Origin of the sequence: Mesorhizobium cantuariense, from assembly GCF_042647205.1 — a bacterium.
Classification (GTDB): Bacteria; Pseudomonadota; Alphaproteobacteria; order Rhizobiales; family Rhizobiaceae; genus Mesorhizobium; species Mesorhizobium cantuariense.
The window spans coordinates 2,018,667-2,034,569 of sequence record NZ_JBHRVD010000001.1 but is presented as its reverse complement, the minus strand read 5'-3'; the positions used below and the strand labels follow the sequence as shown (position 1 = coordinate 2,034,569).

The 15,903-nt window shown below is 63.7% G+C and carries 15 protein-coding genes; 6 read left to right on the top strand and 9 right to left on the bottom strand.

Annotated features, from left to right (window positions below; translation table 11 throughout):
• Nucleotides 1–2: 2 nt before the first annotated feature.
• Nucleotides 3–1,280 (bottom strand): phosphoribosylamine--glycine ligase, encoded by a 1,278-nt coding sequence (purD, locus tag ACFOJ9_RS09365; protein WP_378978612.1) that lies wholly within the window; start codon nt 1,278–1,280, stop codon nt 3–5.
• Between the two features lie 159 nt (nt 1,281–1,439).
• Nucleotides 1,440–2,255, bottom strand: coding sequence for a phytanoyl-CoA dioxygenase family protein (locus ACFOJ9_RS09360; protein ID WP_378978611.1), 816 nt, complete (start codon nt 2,253–2,255; stop codon nt 1,440–1,442).
• Between the two features lie 89 nt (nt 2,256–2,344).
• Between ACFOJ9_RS09360 and ACFOJ9_RS09355 the strand changes: the two genes are divergently transcribed.
• Nucleotides 2,345–3,256 (top strand): LysR family transcriptional regulator, encoded by a 912-nt coding sequence (locus ACFOJ9_RS09355; RefSeq protein ID WP_378978610.1) that lies wholly within the window; start codon nt 2,345–2,347, stop codon nt 3,254–3,256.
• A gap of 68 nt (nt 3,257–3,324) precedes the next feature.
• The gene (gene ubiA / locus ACFOJ9_RS09350) at nt 3,325–4,308 is read left to right on the top strand and encodes a 4-hydroxybenzoate octaprenyltransferase (RefSeq protein WP_378987680.1); all 984 of its coding nucleotides are present in this window, start codon (nt 3,325–3,327) and stop codon (nt 4,306–4,308) included.
• 39 nt (nt 4,309–4,347) lie between these two features.
• Here ubiA and ACFOJ9_RS09345 read toward each other — a convergent pair whose 3' ends face one another.
• From ACFOJ9_RS09345 to ACFOJ9_RS09335, 3 genes are all read right to left on the bottom strand, one after another.
• The gene (locus tag ACFOJ9_RS09345) at nt 4,348–4,914 is read right to left on the bottom strand and encodes a DUF6101 family protein (protein WP_056581123.1); all 567 of its coding nucleotides are present in this window, start codon (nt 4,912–4,914) and stop codon (nt 4,348–4,350) included.
• 186 nt (nt 4,915–5,100) lie between these two features.
• Complete coding sequence (locus tag ACFOJ9_RS09340; RefSeq protein ID WP_378978609.1) at nt 5,101–6,531, bottom strand: FAD-binding oxidoreductase; 1,431 nt, start codon at nt 6,529–6,531, stop codon at nt 5,101–5,103.
• A gap of 9 nt (nt 6,532–6,540) precedes the next feature.
• On the bottom strand, nt 6,541–7,515 hold the full coding sequence (locus ACFOJ9_RS09335) for an L-threonylcarbamoyladenylate synthase (RefSeq protein ID WP_378978608.1): 975 nt from the start codon (nt 7,513–7,515) through the stop codon (nt 6,541–6,543).
• A 193-nt stretch (nt 7,516–7,708) separates the two neighbouring features.
• Here ACFOJ9_RS09335 and ACFOJ9_RS09330 point away from each other — a divergent pair, with 193 nt between their 5' ends.
• On the top strand, nt 7,709–8,179 hold the full coding sequence (locus ACFOJ9_RS09330) for a hypothetical protein (protein ID WP_378978607.1): 471 nt from the start codon (nt 7,709–7,711) through the stop codon (nt 8,177–8,179).
• A 179-nt stretch (nt 8,180–8,358) separates the two neighbouring features.
• Nucleotides 8,359–8,748 carry a hypothetical protein gene (locus ACFOJ9_RS09325; RefSeq protein ID WP_378978606.1) on the top strand — a complete coding sequence of 130 codons (390 nt, stop codon included), beginning with the start codon at nt 8,359–8,361 and terminating at the stop codon, nt 8,746–8,748.
• 107 nt (nt 8,749–8,855) lie between these two features.
• Here the strand turns inward: ACFOJ9_RS09325 and ACFOJ9_RS09320 are convergent, their stop codons facing one another.
• Both ACFOJ9_RS09320 and ACFOJ9_RS09315 read right to left on the bottom strand, forming a co-directional pair.
• The gene (locus ACFOJ9_RS09320; protein ID WP_378978605.1) at nt 8,856–9,188 is read right to left on the bottom strand and encodes an ATPase; all 333 of its coding nucleotides are present in this window, start codon (nt 9,186–9,188) and stop codon (nt 8,856–8,858) included.
• A 109-nt stretch (nt 9,189–9,297) separates the two neighbouring features.
• A complete protein-coding gene (locus ACFOJ9_RS09315; RefSeq protein ID WP_378978604.1) occupies nt 9,298–11,886 on the bottom strand; it encodes a glycine--tRNA ligase subunit beta in 2,589 nt (862 codons plus the stop codon).
• 225 nt (nt 11,887–12,111) lie between these two features.
• Between ACFOJ9_RS09315 and ACFOJ9_RS09310 the strand changes: the two genes are divergently transcribed.
• On the top strand, nt 12,112–12,288 hold the full coding sequence (locus ACFOJ9_RS09310) for a hypothetical protein (protein ID WP_378978603.1): 177 nt from the start codon (nt 12,112–12,114) through the stop codon (nt 12,286–12,288).
• A gap of 3 nt (nt 12,289–12,291) precedes the next feature.
• Here ACFOJ9_RS09310 and ACFOJ9_RS09305 read toward each other — a convergent pair whose 3' ends face one another.
• Nucleotides 12,292–13,212, bottom strand: a complete 921-nt coding sequence (locus ACFOJ9_RS09305; RefSeq protein ID WP_056581147.1) for a glycine--tRNA ligase subunit alpha — start codon at nt 13,210–13,212, stop codon at nt 12,292–12,294.
• Nucleotides 13,213–13,452: 240 nt separating this feature from the next.
• On the opposite strand from ACFOJ9_RS09305, the gene ACFOJ9_RS09300 reads away from it, so the two are divergent.
• A complete protein-coding gene (locus tag ACFOJ9_RS09300) occupies nt 13,453–13,914 on the top strand; it encodes a GNAT family N-acetyltransferase (RefSeq protein WP_378987676.1) in 462 nt (153 codons plus the stop codon).
• A gap of 99 nt (nt 13,915–14,013) precedes the next feature.
• Here the strand turns inward: ACFOJ9_RS09300 and ACFOJ9_RS09295 are convergent, their stop codons facing one another.
• Nucleotides 14,014–15,789: a tetratricopeptide repeat protein gene (locus ACFOJ9_RS09295; protein WP_378978602.1), complete on the bottom strand. Its 1,776-nt coding sequence runs from the start codon at nt 15,787–15,789 to the stop codon at nt 14,014–14,016.
• Between the last annotated feature and the right edge of the window lie 114 nt (nt 15,790–15,903).

Genomic DNA, 15,903 nt, shown 5'->3' with positions numbered 1-15,903 from the left:
CTTCAGCCAGCCTGCTCGCGCGCCACGGCCTGCCAGCCGATGTCGCGGCGGCAGAACCCATCCGGCCAGTCGATGCGGTCGAGCGCGGCATAGGCTCGTCTCTGCGCCTCGCCGACAGTGCTTCCCGTCGCCGTGACATTGAGGACGCGGCCGCCATTGGCAACCAGCGCGCCGCCATTGATGGCCGTGCCAGCGTGGAAGATCTGGACACCGTCGCTCGCCGCGTCTTCGACGCCGCGGATGACCGATCCCTTTTCCGGCGTGCCGGGATAGCCCCTGGCCGCCATCACCACGGTGAGTGCGGCCTCGTCGCGCCAGCGCACGGACATATGCGCAAGCTGGCCGTCGGTTGCCGCGTTGAGCAGGACCAGCAGATCGTCCTTCAGCCGCATCATCAGCACCTGGCATTCCGGGTCGCCGAAACGGGTGTTGTATTCGATCAGCTTCGGCCCCTTGTCCGTGATCATCAGCCCGGCGAACAGCACGCCGGAGAAGGGCGCGCCAAGTTCTGCCATGCCGCGCATGGTTGGCTCGATGATCTCGCGCATGGTGCGCTCGACCAGTTCCGGCGTCATCACCGGGGCCGGCGAATAGGCGCCCATGCCGCCGGTGTTAGGACCGGTGTCGCCATCGCCGACGCGCTTGTGGTCCTGCGCGGTGCCGAAGGGAAGTGCTGTGGTGCCGTCGCAGAGGCAGAAGAAACTCGCCTCCTCGCCGTTCATGAACTCCTCGACCACAACTTCCGCGCCGGCGGCGCCGAATGAACCGTCGAAACAGGCATCGAGTGCGGTCTGTGCTTCGCCGAGCGTCATGGCAACGGTGACACCCTTGCCGGCAGCCAGCCCGTCGGCCTTGATGACGATCGGCGCGCCCATCTTTTCGACATAGGCTTTGGCCGAGGCCAGATCGCTGAAGCGGCCATAGGCGGCGGTCGGAATGTTGTACCGGGCGCAGAGGTCCTTGGTGAAACCCTTCGAGCCCTCCAGCTGCGCGGCGGCCTTGGATGGCCCGAAGACGCGGATGCCTTGGGCCCGCAGATCGTCGGCAATGCCGGCGACCAGCGGCCCCTCCGGCCCAACCACGACGAGGTCGATTTTGTTCTCGTGGCAGAACGTGGCCACCGCTGCATGGTCGGCTATATCCAGCTTTACCAGTTCGGCCTCGCTGCCGATACCAGGATTGCCGGGAGCGGCATAAAGCCTGGTCAGCAGCGGCGACGCGGCGATCTTCCAGGCGAGCGCATGTTCGCGGCCGCCGGAGCCGAGAAGAAGAACGTTCATGGCCACCTCTTGATGCCGACTATCCCTTAGAGCACCCGCTATTGCTCTCTGGGCGACGGGTCAAGGCATCCGGGCGCATTGATGGGAATTGCGCACGGGAACGTTACCCCTGCCGAAAATCGGCGGCGCACATCGGCGCCGATTTTCTGGCAATTCGCTTCAGCCCTGGAAGACGACCGGAAACCAGTCCTCGCGCAATTTCTGTCCCGGCTGCATGCCATGGCCATGATAGGGCGGCGAGGTGCGTCCCGGCCGCTCGACATAGCGCGCATCGTCGCCGACCCAGCGCAGCGACAGCGCCCGGCGCCGTGCCGCGGTCATGTTGCCGCGCGCGCCGTGCGCGGTCCTGAAGTCGAACAGGATGGCGTCGCCCGGCTCCATTTCCCACTCGAGCACCTTCAGCGACGGATCGTTGTCGGGATCGGGCACCGGCAGATAGTCGCCCTCGCCAGCGTAGAAATTGCTGTCGTCGAGCCAGCGCACCGGCAGGATCATCTTGTCCCATTTGTGCGAACCGGCGATCAGGCGCAGCGTCGCTTCCTTCACCGGGTCGATGGGTATCCAGAAGCTCACGGTCTGCTGGCCATCGACGAAGTAGTAGGGGATGTCCTGATGCCAGGGCGTCGGCTTCTGCGTGCCGGGTTCCTTGACCAGCACATGATCGTGGAAGAACTGCGCGGTGCGCGACTGCATCACCGCCGCCGCCAGTTCGGCGGCGGGCGAGTCCCGCACCACGCTGACGAATTCGGGAATGCGCTCCCAGTTGCAGTAGTCGTCGAAGAAACTGCCGCGACCGTTGGCTATGTCGGATGCGGTGGCGCTGCGGTTCTGCATGTTGCGCTCGATGCCGGCGGCAATCGTGTCGACCCAGCCCTTGAAGGCGCCGCGGATGCAGACAGCACCGTCACGCTGATAGTCGGCAATCGTGGCTGCGTCGATCATGGTTGCGTCGGGAGTGGCAGCTTGGGAAGCCATGGCGTTCTCCTCTTGGAATGAACCGACTATCGCAACCCTCATTCATTCAGTAAAATAATAACTTCTCATTTGATGCATAGGATATGCCTATGAACGTAACCCTCACGCAGTTGCGTTATCTTGTCGCCGTAGCGCGTCACGGCAGCGTCACCGGCGCGGCCAAGGTGCTGAACGTTTCGCAGCCTTCGATTTCGGTGGCCATCGATGCGGTCGAAAAGAATTTCGGCCAGAAGCTGTTCGTCCGCCAGCGGGGAAGCGGCGTGTCGCCGACGTCGTTCGGCCGCGCCGTCGTGGCCAAGGCAAGACAGGTTCTCACCGAAACGGACGAACTCATCGGCCTGGGTTCAAGCAAATCGGCTGTCAGCGGAGAACTGGTGCTGGGATGCTTCGAGGACCTGGCACCGTTCTTCGCGCCGGCCCTGCTCCGCGCCTTCTCCGAACGCTATCCAGCGGTCAAGGTCGTCGTTCGCGACGAGACGTTCGAGACGCTCGGCCGGCGGCTCGGCGATGCGGCCATCGATCTCGGCCTCACCTATGACCTCAGCCTGCCGACGCATTTCGCCCGCATCCTGCTGCGCGAACTTCGCCCGCATGCTCTGTTGCCGGTAGGCCATGCCCTGGCGGACCGGCCAACGGTCAGCCTGGCCGATCTGGCCGCCTATCCGCTGATCACCACGGACCAGCCGCACAGCTGGCAGCACATGCTCGACCTGTTCCGCAGCCGCGGCCTTTCGCCAGTCGCCGACACGACGACAAGCTCGTTCGAACTGCAGCGCTCCATGGTCGCCAACGGCTTCGGCGTTGCGGTCAGCTACACCCGCCCGCACGGTGACCGCAGCTATGACGGGCTGCCGCTCATCTGCAAGCCGCTGTCGGATCCGCTGCCCATGCAGCGGATCCTGCTCACCTATGACACGCATCAGCGAGTGTCGAATGCGGCGCTGTCCTTCATCGACGTGGCCAAGGGTTGGTTCGCCACCCGCGACATCTTTGCCTCGTGAAAGGCTGACGGCAGCCGCTTCTCCGCTTGCCGCTTGACGGTTTCCACCGCTGCTGCCACTCCATGGAGATGGAAACTATCCAGTCGAAAGCGGCCCAGGGCCGTGTCGCCGATGCGCCGAACGGCCACTGGGTCTATCGCGTGCTGCCGCGCTCGATATGGCCCTATGCGCAGCTTGCCCGGTGGGACAGGCCGATCGGCTGGCAGTTGCTGCTGTGGCCGTGCTGGTGGTCGGCGGCACTTGCGGCAAGCGCCTATCCGCGCCCCGGCGACCCGCTGCTCTCGCTGCTGCCGGCGCCTTGGTATCTCGTGCTGTTCCTGGTCGGCGCCATCGCCATGCGCGGCGCCGGCTGCACCTACAACGACCTCGTCGATCAGGACATCGACAACCAGGTCGAGCGCACGCGCTCGCGACCGCTGCCGTCCGGCAAGGCGACGCGCCGGCGAGCATGGCTGTTCATTGCCCTGCAGGCCCTGGTCGGCCTCGTGGTGCTCATCCAGTTCAACAGCTTCGCCATCCTACTCGGCATCTGCTCACTGGCGATCATCGCCATCTATCCGTTCATGAAGCGGATAACCAACTGGCCGCAACTGGTGCTCGGCCTTGCCTTTTCCTGGGGCGCGCTGATGGGATGGGCGGTCGAGTTCGGCGATCTCGATGGGCCTGCAATCATGCTTTATATCGGCTCGATCCTTTGGGTGATCGGCTATGACACGATCTACGCGCATCAGGACAAGGAAGATGACGCCATTGTAGGCGTGCGCTCGACGGCACGCCTGTTCGGCGACAACACCAAGGCGTGGCTGGCAGGGCTCTATGGCGGCGCGCTGGTCTGCTTCGCCATCGCCTTTGCGTCGGCGCAGGCACCGGTGGTGGCGCTGGCCGGACTGATCGCCGCCGGCGCCCATATGGCGCGGCAGATCGCCGTGCTGGATATCGATAATCCGGACCAATGCCTGCGGCTGTTCAGGTCGAACAACCAGGTCGGCTGGCTGATCTTCCTCGGCCTGATCGGCGGCGCTGTATGGGTGGCGCTGAAGCCGCTGGTTTAGCGGCTTCGCTTTCCCTGCATCTTCCCTACGGGATCATGCTCACTCGCGCGAAATAATCTCCTGGCCGTCGATGACCAGCCTGAGACCGAGGTCGCCGGCCCTGCGGCGAGCGAGAAAACGCGGGCGGCGGGTGTTGGACACACGGCCCTTGCGGCGATCCTGCGGCGGCAGCGTCTTGATGGCGGCGCCAAGCGATTCTTCCAGGGTGCGGGCAACGCCGTCCGATTCGATCAGCAGCATCGGCAGACGATAGGCGTCGGCCCAGGCGCGCCAGTCGGCGGCGACATCGTCGAGATCGTCGGCAACCAGCAGCGGCACCGATAGCATCGGATCGTTGTGCAGGAGTTCCAGGGTCACCGTGACATTGCCGTCAGGGTCCTCCATGGCGCGGGCGGCAACGCCGCGGAACGCATTGGCGGGCAGAGCGATGATCGCCGGCACGCCGCTCATCTCGAGCAGGCGGCGGATCACGGCGCCGCGCTGGTCGATGGTGAAGGTCACATCGCCGTAGTCGTCGCGTGTCGCGTAGCTCACCACTTGCGGCAGGCGAAATGGGTCGAGACGCATGTTGCGTCCCGCCCAGACTGGCTTCAGTCCGGTGTTCATAGAGTGGCCTTCCTGTCTGTCTCCTGAGAGCCGGTGTCCGGTTCTCTCCGAGCCGGTTTTTCCAGCCTCGTTTGTATGGAGACAGTAGCGCGGGCTCCTTACCGCCCCGCTTAAGAAAGTCGGTTAAATTTTGCTGATCTCAGTGATGGTTATCGGAATGCCACCAGCCACAAGACGTTGAAAGGATCAGATAACCTTACCGGGATTCATGATGCCGGCCGGATCGAAGGCAGCCTTCACCCGGCGCATCAGATCGATCGCCATCGGCGGTGCGGTGGCGATCAGTTCGTCCCGCTTCAACTGGCCGATGCCGTGCTCGGCCGAGATCGAACCGTGCAGGCTGCGCACGACGTCGTGCACCGCCTTGTTCATGGTGTGATAGAGGGCGAGAAACGCCTCGTCGTCGCCATCGACGGGCCGCGAGATGTTATAGTGGAGGTTGCCGTCGCCCATATGGCCGAAGCAGACGACGCGGGCACCGGCACTCACCGACGCCACCGCGCCGGCGGCTTCTTCGATGAAACGCGGGATCATTGCCACAGGCACCGAAATGTCGTGCTTGATCGAGGCACCTTCCGGCTTCTGCGCCTCGGGCAGCAGCTCGCGGAAATTCCAGAAGGCATCCCCTTGCCCAAGACTTGCCGCGATGACGGCGTCGCCGACGAATTCCTGTTCGAGGCCGGCCGAGAGCACGTCCTCGATCAACGCTCTCGAATCCTCCGATGAACGGCCGGACGAAATCTGCATCAGCACATACCACGGCCAGTCGTCGATCAACGGCCGCACGACGCCCTGGGCATGCGCCAGCGTGAAGTCGTATGGCCGCTTGCCGATCAGTTCGAAGGCGGTAAGCGCGGCACCTGCACGGTCCATGGCCAGGCTGAACAGGGAAAGGGCGGCCTCAGGCGACGACAGGCCGACGAAGGCGACCTCGCGACCTTTCGGCTTCGGAAACAGCTTGAGCACGGCTGCGGTGATGACGCCGAGCGTGCCTTCGGCGCCGACGAACAGGTTTTTCAGGTCGTAACCGGTGTTGTCCTTCTTCAGCTTGCGCAGATCGTCGAACACTTCGCCCGTGGGCAGCACCACCTCGACACCGAGGCAGAGTTCGCGCGCATTGCCGTAGGCAAGCACGCCGGTGCCGCCGGCATTGGACGACAGGTTGCCGCCGATCTGGCAGGAGCCTTGCGCGGCCAGCGACAACGGAAACAGCCGGTCGGCGGCGTCGGCCGCCTCCTGCAGCGTCTGCAGGATGACGCCGGCCTCTACCGTCACCGTGTTGGACAGCACATCGATCTCGCGGATGCGGTTCAGCCGTGACAGCGACAGGATGATCTCGCGCCCGGAGGTGTCCGGCACCTGGGCGCCGACCAGGCCGGTGTTGCCGCTTTGCGGCACGATTGGCGTGCCCGTCTCGGTCGCCAGCCGCATGATCCGGCTGACCTCGTCGACGCTGCCCGGCCGCAGCACCAGCGATGTCGCGCCGTGCCAGAGCCCACGCCGCTCAATGAGATAAGGCGCGATGTCGCGCTCGGCACGCAGCGCATATTTGTCGCCGACGATCGCGGCGAAGCGATCGATGAGAGCAGGGTCGAGGGTCTCTGAAATTTCGGTCATTGGGGAAAACTATGGTGTGGGCTGTGTGTTGTCACGAGGGGCAGCGGCACGCGAGAGCCGATCGTTGATCGCCTCTCCGAGACCGTCGAAGGGAACCGGCTCGACGGCGATGGTCCGCGCGCCGCTGCGGTCGAGTTCCTGCATGTAGGCGAACAGATTGCTCGCCGCTTCGCGCAGGTCCCCGGCTTCGGATAAATTGAGGAAAGCGGCGGCGCGGCGCCAGCCGTCCGCCCGTTGGCTGCCGAAGCCGAGCAAGGCCTCGCCCTCGCCGACCGTGCCGGCGTTGAGCCGCATCGCAGCGCCCGGCGCATAGTGCGAGGCAAGCATGCCGGGCGCCTCGATGCCAGCGGCACCGCCGCGCAACAGCTCCATACCGATGGCCGCCTCGATCTCCTCGGCGGCAATGCCACCGGGCCTCAACAGCCGCAATCTGTCCCCTTCGGCCTTGACGATGGTCGATTCCAGCCCGACCGGCGTCGCCCCTCCATCGACCACCAGCTTTATGCGTGCGCCGAGATCGGCCGCCACCGCTTGCGCGGTCGTTGCACTGATCTTGCCGGATGAATTGGCGCTGGGTGCTGCAAGCGGACGGCCCAGCCTGGCGATCAGGTCGCCGCCAAAGCCCCTCGGCATGCGCAAGGCAATCGTATCGAGCCCGGCCGTGACCAGCGGATGGATGCCGTTGCCGGGCCGTTGTGGCAGCACCAGCGTCAGCGGGCCGGGCCAGAATGCAAGCGCCAGTTTCTTCGACAGCGGATCGAACAGCGCGAGGCGCTCGGCCATCGCCATGTCGGCGACATGGGCGATCAGCGGGTTGAAGCGCGGCCGCCCCTTGGCTTCGAAGATGCGCGCCACGCCGATGCCGTTGGTGGCGTCGCCGGCAAGCCCGTAGACGGTTTCCGTCGGGATGGCGACGACATCGCCGGCCCGGAGCAGCGCCAGCGCCCGCTCCAGCGCCTCGCCCGAGCTAAGTATTTCAGCCACTCTCGTCACCTCACAGATGCGGCGTGCGTAGTACGATGGCGGCCGTTGGGCAAGTCGGCTGTTGGGTAAGTCGGTGTTGGACAAGTCGGGGCATTGGCGATTTATCAATTCCTAAAATGCTACGTTTCCGCGAAAGCCGGCATCAATTCCGGCCCGCTATTGTGCGGCTTCTGGGCAAAGGGGAGCGGTCATCGTGTCTGTGCGTATCCTGCTGGGTATCATTCTTGCGGCGGCAACCGGCGGGGCCCAGGCCTCGTCTCTCATTTTCCCGGGCGCGTCGTCCTCGACACCGTCGATCATCAGGCTCGGTGCACCTAAGGCCAGTGATATGACATCGGTGGTGGCGGTCGGCGAAACTCAGCCCGACGTCACCTATGAAAAGGTGGCGGCGATCCCGGACAAGCCCGAGGCCAGGCATGGCTTCCAGCCAGGCCCGATGGTCATTCGTGGCGGCGTTACCGGTCCCGATTTCCCAGCACCGACGCCAACCGCTGCACCAGCGACAGGTGCCGCGCCGGCCACAGGCACCGCGCCGGCGGCAGGCACCGCGCCAGCAACGGCCTCCGCGGCCCCCTCGGGGAACGCCGAGAACCAACCCGCCCCGCCGAGCGCCCCTGCGCAGGCAGCAGGTCAGCGCATGCCTCCTAACGGCTACACCAAGTAGCCCCGGCTCAAAGACAGGCTGACATTGATGGCGTGGCTTGACTGCGGTCTGGCGCCCGGCGCACCATTGCCAGGCAAACCCCGTCCCGGTTTATTTCGTCCGCGAGGCGCCATCGGCTAGATTTCGTCAGGCGGCTCTGGCAGACGGGATTTCATCGCTAGGGGCAAAGGGGGTTGATCATGAGAAAATCTGGAATCGTCATCGCGGCCGGGCTTCTGCTGGCGTCACTGCTGGGCGCCGGCGCGGCTCATGCCGACGACATGCTGGGATCTTATGTCGCGCGCATTTCCGATCGCGATCATCAGGCGAGTGACGGCTATGCGCTGGACAATGCCGCGCAAATGGTGCGGCAGGACCGCGCCAACTGGCACAAATTCCGACGCCGCGACAGCGACGACGAGGGCGATGGCTGGTTCAGGACCAACGACCAGCGCGCCGACCTGCAACGCATGCTGGAGCGCGGCGGCGCGATGAGTTCCTCGACCAAGCGCGCCATCGTCAATGGCGAACCGCTGATCCAGGTCGACGTCTACGAAAACAGCGTGCGCGTCAGCATCCTTGAGAACTGACCGGGCCGTCGCCCGGGACGACTGACAAGTCGGTATCGGGGACGACTGATGGAAAAGGGCGGCGCGTCAGCGCCGCCCTGCCATCGATAGAACCGGCAGCTGAAAAATCAGGCGGCTTCTTCCTTGTCGTCGTCCTCTTCGGACTCGCCGTCTTCAGCTTCTTCTTCGGACTTTTCGTCGTCGCCTTCAGCCTTCACGCTGTCCTCGGCGTCGTCTTCGTCCTCATCTTCGTCTTCTTCATCTTCGTCGTCCGAGAGCGTGGCAGCTTCGGCGGACTCTTCGCCTTCTTCATCGTCGCCGTCTTCGTCGTCATCCGACAGGTCAGCGGCTTCGACCGCGGCGGCGGCGGCATGATCGAGGATGGTTTCGGAAGCGGATTCAAGCGCCTCGGCGGGAGCCGGGGTTTCTTCTGTCACTTCGATTTCGTGATCGGAATTCATGGAAGCCTCCGTGGGGATGGGGAACATGTCCCTTTTGCCACGGAGAGATCATCGTCATATGACTGTAAGCCGGCTCGAACGGCCGGCGGCAAAGAATATTTTCTTCGCCTTAACCTGCGATCTTGGAGAAATCCGCGACCTGACCGGTGGCCGCGCGGATGCGGGCGAGCAGCGCCAGGCGGTTGGCGCGCACGGACAGGTCCTCATCATTTACGAGGACATGCTCAAAGAATGAATCAACCGGTTCACGCAACACGCTAAGCGCCAGCAGGGCGCCGGAAAAGTCATCGTTTTGAATCGCTTCGCCGGCTTGCTTCTCAGCCTGATTCACCGCCGCGAACAACGACTTCTCGGTATCCTCGCGAAACAGCGCCGGTTCAACGGTCTCGGCGACCGCCGTTTTCTTCTTCTCCTCGGCGGCCAGGATGTTGGCCGCACGCTTGGTGCCGGCGAGCAGGTTTTTGCCGTCCTCTGTGTCGAGGAAAGAGCCCAACGCCTCAACGCGGCGGACGATCTGCAGCAGGTCGTCATTCGGCGATTGGCCGATCTCCCCCCTTGTGGGGGAGATGGCCGGCAGGCCAGAGGGGGGCGCTTCGCGCTGAGAGGTCGGCGGGACAGCGCCCCCCTCTGTCGGCTTCGCCGACATCTCCCCCACAAGGGGGGAGATTGGGCGCGAACCTGCCGCCAGCACAGCATCGATCAAATCGTGTCGCGCACCTTGATCTCGCAGATAGACCTTCAGGCGGTCGTGAAAGAACCCGAGGAGGTCCGACGCATCTTCTGCGGCAACTACCTCAACTGCCCTGTACACAAAGTGCCTGTCCCAACCGATTTCGAATTGGGTATAGAGTTCTTCCTCGTCAGCTAAATGAGACAGAGCATCGGCTAGCGCCGTTGAAAGTCTGAGATTGTAGTCAAGCTCTTTTGAGCTGTTTAGATCGAGATAGAGGCCAATCGGGCGATAGGCATTCATCACCGCCGAAAAAAGGCCCAAACTCACTCCATTCTCGATCAAAATCCTAACCACTCCCAGCGCTGCGCGACGCAGTGCGTACGGATCCTTCGAACCCGTCGGCTTTTCATCGATGGCCCAGAAGCCAACGAGTGTATCCAGCTTGTCGGCGAGCGCGACAGTGACCGAAACCGGATCGCTCGGCACATAGTCGGACGGGCCTTGCGGCTTGTAGTGTTCTTCCGCCGCTGCAGCGACACTCGCATGCTCGCCTTGCAACAACGCATATTTTCGGCCCATGGCGCCCTGCAGTTCCGGGAACTCTCCAACCACTTCGGTGGTGAGGTCGGCCTTAGCCAACACGGCAGCGCGACGCGCCAATGCGGGATCGGCGCCGACGATCGGCGCCAACTCTTCGGCAAGCCGCGCAATCCGCTCCACCCGCTCGCCCTGCGTGCCAAGCTTGGCGTGGAAGGTGACGCCGAGATGGTCGAGGCGGGCCATGCGCTGGTCGAGTGGCTTGCCCAGATCGAGCCCGAACTTTTCCGCCGATGCCTCTAGCTGGTCGAGATCAGGCAGGTCGCCCTGGTCGGTCGTCCAGAAATAGAGCGCGTCGGACAGGCGGGCGCGCACAACCTTACCGTTGCCGTGGGCGATCTCCTTGCCACCGTCCTTCGCCTCGATGTTGGCGGTGAGGATGAAGCGATTGGAAAGTTGGCTGATCTCCCCCCTTGAGGGGGAGATGGCCGGCAGGCCAGAGGGGGTCAGTCCGACCGGGCTCGGCACAGATGGCGCCAGCGCTTCACGCGAGCCGCCCCCCTCTGTCGGCTTCGCCGACATCTCCCCCTCTAGGGGGGAGATCAGGCGTGTCGTCACAAAGCACTTCTGGTTGGCGCGGATGGTCAGCCGGATCACCTCGGCCGGAATGGCCAGGAAAGCCTCTTCGAACTCGCCCATCAGCACGACCGGCCATTCGACCAGCCCGGACACCTCTTCCAGCAGCCCGTCATCCTCGACTAGGTCGAGCCCGTTGGCGAAAGCGAGATTGCGGGCGTCGGCAAGGATGATCTCCTTGCGCCGGTCGGCATCGAGCACGACCTTCGCCGCTTCCAGCTTGGAAACATAGTCGTCGAAGCGGCGCACCGTGATGGCATCAGGCGCATGGAAGCGGTGGCCGTAGGTGACGTTGCCGGCGCGGATGCCGTCCATCTCGAAATCGACCACCACCGGCTCCTCGGTCTCGGGGCCGAAGGTGCACAGGATCGATTGCAGCGGGCGGACCCAGCGCAACGAACCGGGCTTGGCCGAGGCCGGCCCCCAGCGCATCGATTTCGGCCACGGGAAACTGCGGATGATGCCCGGCACCAGTTCGGCGATGATCTCTTCCGCCGCCCTGCCCGGCTTCGCAATGTGGGCGACATAGAAGTCGCCGTTCTTCGGATCGGAATGGACATGCGCCTCGGCGACCGAAGAAAGCCCGGCCTTGCGCAGGAAACCCTGGACCGCCTGATCGGGCGCTGATGTCGAAGGCCCCTTGATTTCCTCACGGATATCCTTCGAGCGCGCGGTCAGGCCTCTGATATCGAGCGTCAGCCGGCGTGGCGTCCAGTACTCGCGCGCCGCCTCATAGGTCAGCCCCGCCTCGACCAGACCGTCGGTCAGCATCTTCCTGAGATCGCCAGCCGCCTTGCGCTGCATGCGGGCGGGAATCTCTTCCGAGCGGAGTTCTAAAAGCAGGTCAGGCATAGATGGGGCTCACGCGGCAAAATGGTCCGGGCGGGGCATAGCAACTCGGCTGGCCGCTGTCACCCTTTCCGCGCGGCGATCGCCGACTTCGGCTGATTTCCAGAAATTTTGGCCGCCCTGTCGGGACGAGACCATGCCACCCGTCCTTGGATCAAAGATTTCCATGAACCGAACGCAGCGCTGAAGCGACCTACGCTCAGGCAGGGAACATTTGGCTCAACGACCATGAAAACGGCATCCAGACTTCTGCAGATCCTCGCGCTCAGCGCCTGCTTCACCGCGCAGGCTCATGGCGCCTTCTCGATGCCGGGCGTTCGGCAGGCATTGCGCACGATCGACGGTGCCAGCAGTCAGACCGTGCTGCCGATCCACGCTTCCTTCGAGATGATGGAGCGTGCCTGAAGCTCAGGCCGCCAAGCCACCCGCCTGCGTCTTCAAAAATGCCTCGCCGCAGGCCTTCGCCAGATTGCGCACCCGCAGGATGTAGCTCTGCCGTTCGGTGACCGAAATCACACCACGCGCATCGAGCAGATTGAAGACATGGCTGGCCTTGATGCACTGATCATAGGCCGGGAAAACCATGCGGTGCATCGGCAGATTGTCGTTGGACGCCGGCGCGCCGGCGTCGAGCAGCGCCTTGCACTCGGCCTCGGCGTCCTCGAAGTGGCGCAGCAGCATCGCCGTGTTGGCGTATTCGAAATTGTGGCGCGAATATTCCTGCTCAGCCTGCAGGAAGACATCGCCATAGGTGACCTTGTCGGCGCCTTCGCGACCGTTGAAGTTGAGGTCGTAGACATTGTCGACGCCCTGCACATACATGGCCAGCCGTTCAAGCCCGTAGGTCAGTTCGCCGGCCACCGGCGCGCATTCGATGCCGCAGACCTGCTGGAAATAGGTGAACTGCGACACTTCCATGCCGTCACACCAGCATTCCCAACCGAGGCCCCAGGCGCCCAGCGTCGGGCTTTCCCAATCGTCCTCGACGAAGCGGATGTCGTGCAGCAGCGGATCGACGCCGATCGCCGCCAGCGAGCCGAGATAGAGCTCCTGCAGGTTGGGCGGGTTCGGCTTCAGGATCACCTGATACTGGTAATAATGCTGCAGCCGATTCGGGTTCTCGCCATAGCGCCCATCCTTGGGGCGGCGCGAGGGCTGGACATAGGCGGCGTTCCAGCGTTTTGGCCCAAGCGCGCGCAGCGTCGTTGCCGGATGAAACGTGCCGGCGCCGACCTCCATGTCGTAGGGCTGCAGGATGACGCAGCCATAGGCCGCCCAGTAGTTGTGCAAGGTCAGGATCAGCCCCTGGAACGAGCGGCTGGGATGCATATGGGCGGGGATTTCAATTGTCGGGATTTCAATTGTCACGGGGGCCTCGACAGCACAGGCTAGCTTGCCGGCACGTCCTAGAGACACGGCGGCGAAGCGTCAAGCAAGGCGCGCCGGTGCGGATCGCCGGGAACGTGCGGGACGATGTTGAATGCATTGCGAGGGACTGGCCCATTGCCGGCCACGAGAGCCTGAGGTCTGTTCGATGCGACGTCCATGTCAATGACAACAGGTTCAGCCATGCCCAGCCCGATCGTCATCCGCCCCATTGCGCGACAGGATTTCGACCAGTGGCTGCCGCTGTGGGACGGCTACAACGCATTCTACGGCCGCTCGGGCGAAACGGCCCTGGCGAGCGAGATCACCGCGATGACGTGGTCGCGCTTTTTCGATGTCTATGAGCCGGTGCATGCGCTGGTCGCCGAAAGCGAGGGACAGCTTCTCGGCCTCGTGCACTACCTCTTTCATCGCAGCACCACGGCGATCGCACCGAATTGCTATCTGCAGGACCTTTTCACCACGCAGGCCTCGCGCGGCAAAGGCATCGGCCGGGCGCTGATCGAGAGCGTCTATGAGCGTGCCCAGGCCGCCGGCTCGGGCCGGGTGTACTGGCTGACGCACGAGACCAATCAAACGGCGATGAAGCTCTATGACAAGGTCGCCGAGCACTCCGGGTTCGTCGTCTATCGGAAGCTGTTCTGAGGCGTCTCCGCAAATCGGCGGGCGTCTGGACGAGCGCATGTGGCCCAAACGAAAACGGGGCTCCGAAAAGAGCCCCGTTCGTATTCAAAATAGTCGACTTCACCCCTTCGGGGCGGGCACCAGCTCTGGCTTGACCTTCGGGGTTTCCTGCGCCGTATTGGATTCGATCGGCGGCAGGCCCTTCATCAGCTTCTGCTGCAAGGTGGCCAGCACATCGGGATCCGGCTTCAGGTCGCGGGCCTGGTTCCACTGGAAGGTGGCTTCCAGCTTGCGGCCGACGCGCCAGTAGGCATCGCCGAGATGGTCGTTGAGAACCGGATCTTCCGGCTTCAGCGACACGGCGCGTTCCATTTCGCGCACAGCATCATCGAACCTGCCGAGGCGGAAATAGGCCCAACCCAGCGAATCGACGATGTAACCGTCGCTCGGCCTGAGATCGACGGCCTTCTGGATCATCGCCAGGCCTTCCTTAAGGTTGGTGTTCATGTCGACCCAGGAATAGCCGAGATAGTTCAGCACCTGCGGCTGGTCCGGGAACAGTTCCAGCGCCTTGCGGAAGTTCGGCTCGGCCTTGGGCCAATCCTTCAGCCGCTCATAGGCGATGCCGCGCTGGTAGAAGATGTTCCAGTTGGCCGCGGTCGGCGTCTTCAGCGCGTCGACTGCCTTGTCGTAGAGATTGGCCGCCGAGCGAAAATCATCCTTCGAGGAATAGACGCCGCCAAGCGCCAGATAGGCGCGCATGTCTTCGGGATGGGCGTCGACGAAGGCCTTCAGATGGGTGATCGCTTCTTGGTGACGGTCGAGATCGGCGAGGTTGAGGCCGAGCTGCAGATCCGAAAGCTCCTTTAGCGGCGAACCGGCGGGGATCCGGCGATAGAGCGCGATGGCGCCCTCGCCGTCCTTCAGCTGCTCGGACACGGCAGCGAGCTGCACGAGGGCGGCATCGCTGTCAGGCTTCAGGGCCAGCGCATATTGCAGATAGAGGCGGACGAACGGCTCGCCGCCGCCACGGTTGAGCGCGGTGGCAAGGTCGAGCAAAATCTCGGAAGCACCGTCCGACGGGCCAGCAGCGAAGGGCGCAATCTTGTCGCCCTTGGCGATCCTGTCGCGCAAGGCGACGATTTCCAGCTTTCCGGGTGAAAACGCCTCGGCCTGGTCGAGCACCGACAGCGCCTTGGTCTTGTCGCCCTTGCGGGCCAGGAACGAGGCGTAGGCCTGCGCGTTGCGCATCCAGGTTTCGGGAGCCGCGCCGCCGGCGGCGGTGTCCTGCATGGTCGCCGCGTAGATCGCTTCGGCCTTCTCGGGCATACCGGATGCATCGGCGATCAGTGCGCGATGGAACGACTTGAACAGGCCGAACCAATCCGGACCCTGCAGCTTGTCGATGGACGCCATCGCATCGGCAGGCTCGCCGGCGCCCTGCTGCGCCCAGCCGGACATCACCCCGGAGATCAGCCGGTCGAGATCGGATTCCAGCGACAGCTTGAGCCAGTACTGCGCCTTGGTGAAATCCTTCTTGTGGAAGGAATCAACGGCGAGTGCCAGGCGCGAGAAGCGCTCGACATCTGGAACTTCCTTGAGCTTGTCGGCATAGACCAGGGATTCGTCGAAGCGACCTTGCGCGATCAGCGACAGCATCAGGCTCTGCTGCAGGCCGGTGTCGCTCGGGTCGAAGGCCAGTGCCTGCTTGTAGTAGGCGATGGCGCTATCGAGGTCGTTGTCGCCTTCGGCGATCCGGGCGGCCAGATAGGCGCCCGAGAACGACGTGATCTTGACCGGTTCGCTGGTTTGCTTGGCATAGGCCGGCAAAGCCGAGATCGCCATGCCTGTCACAATTGCCAGCCTTGTCAGCCAGCGTGCACGTCCTTGCCGCATCGTATTCCTTTCAGCCAGGCGCCATCTCCGCGTCAGCGGGATCGACGTAGACTCGATCATCCCGATAAAGCATGGCCTTTTTGGGGTCGCGCTTCAATCCGCCTCGAATTCACA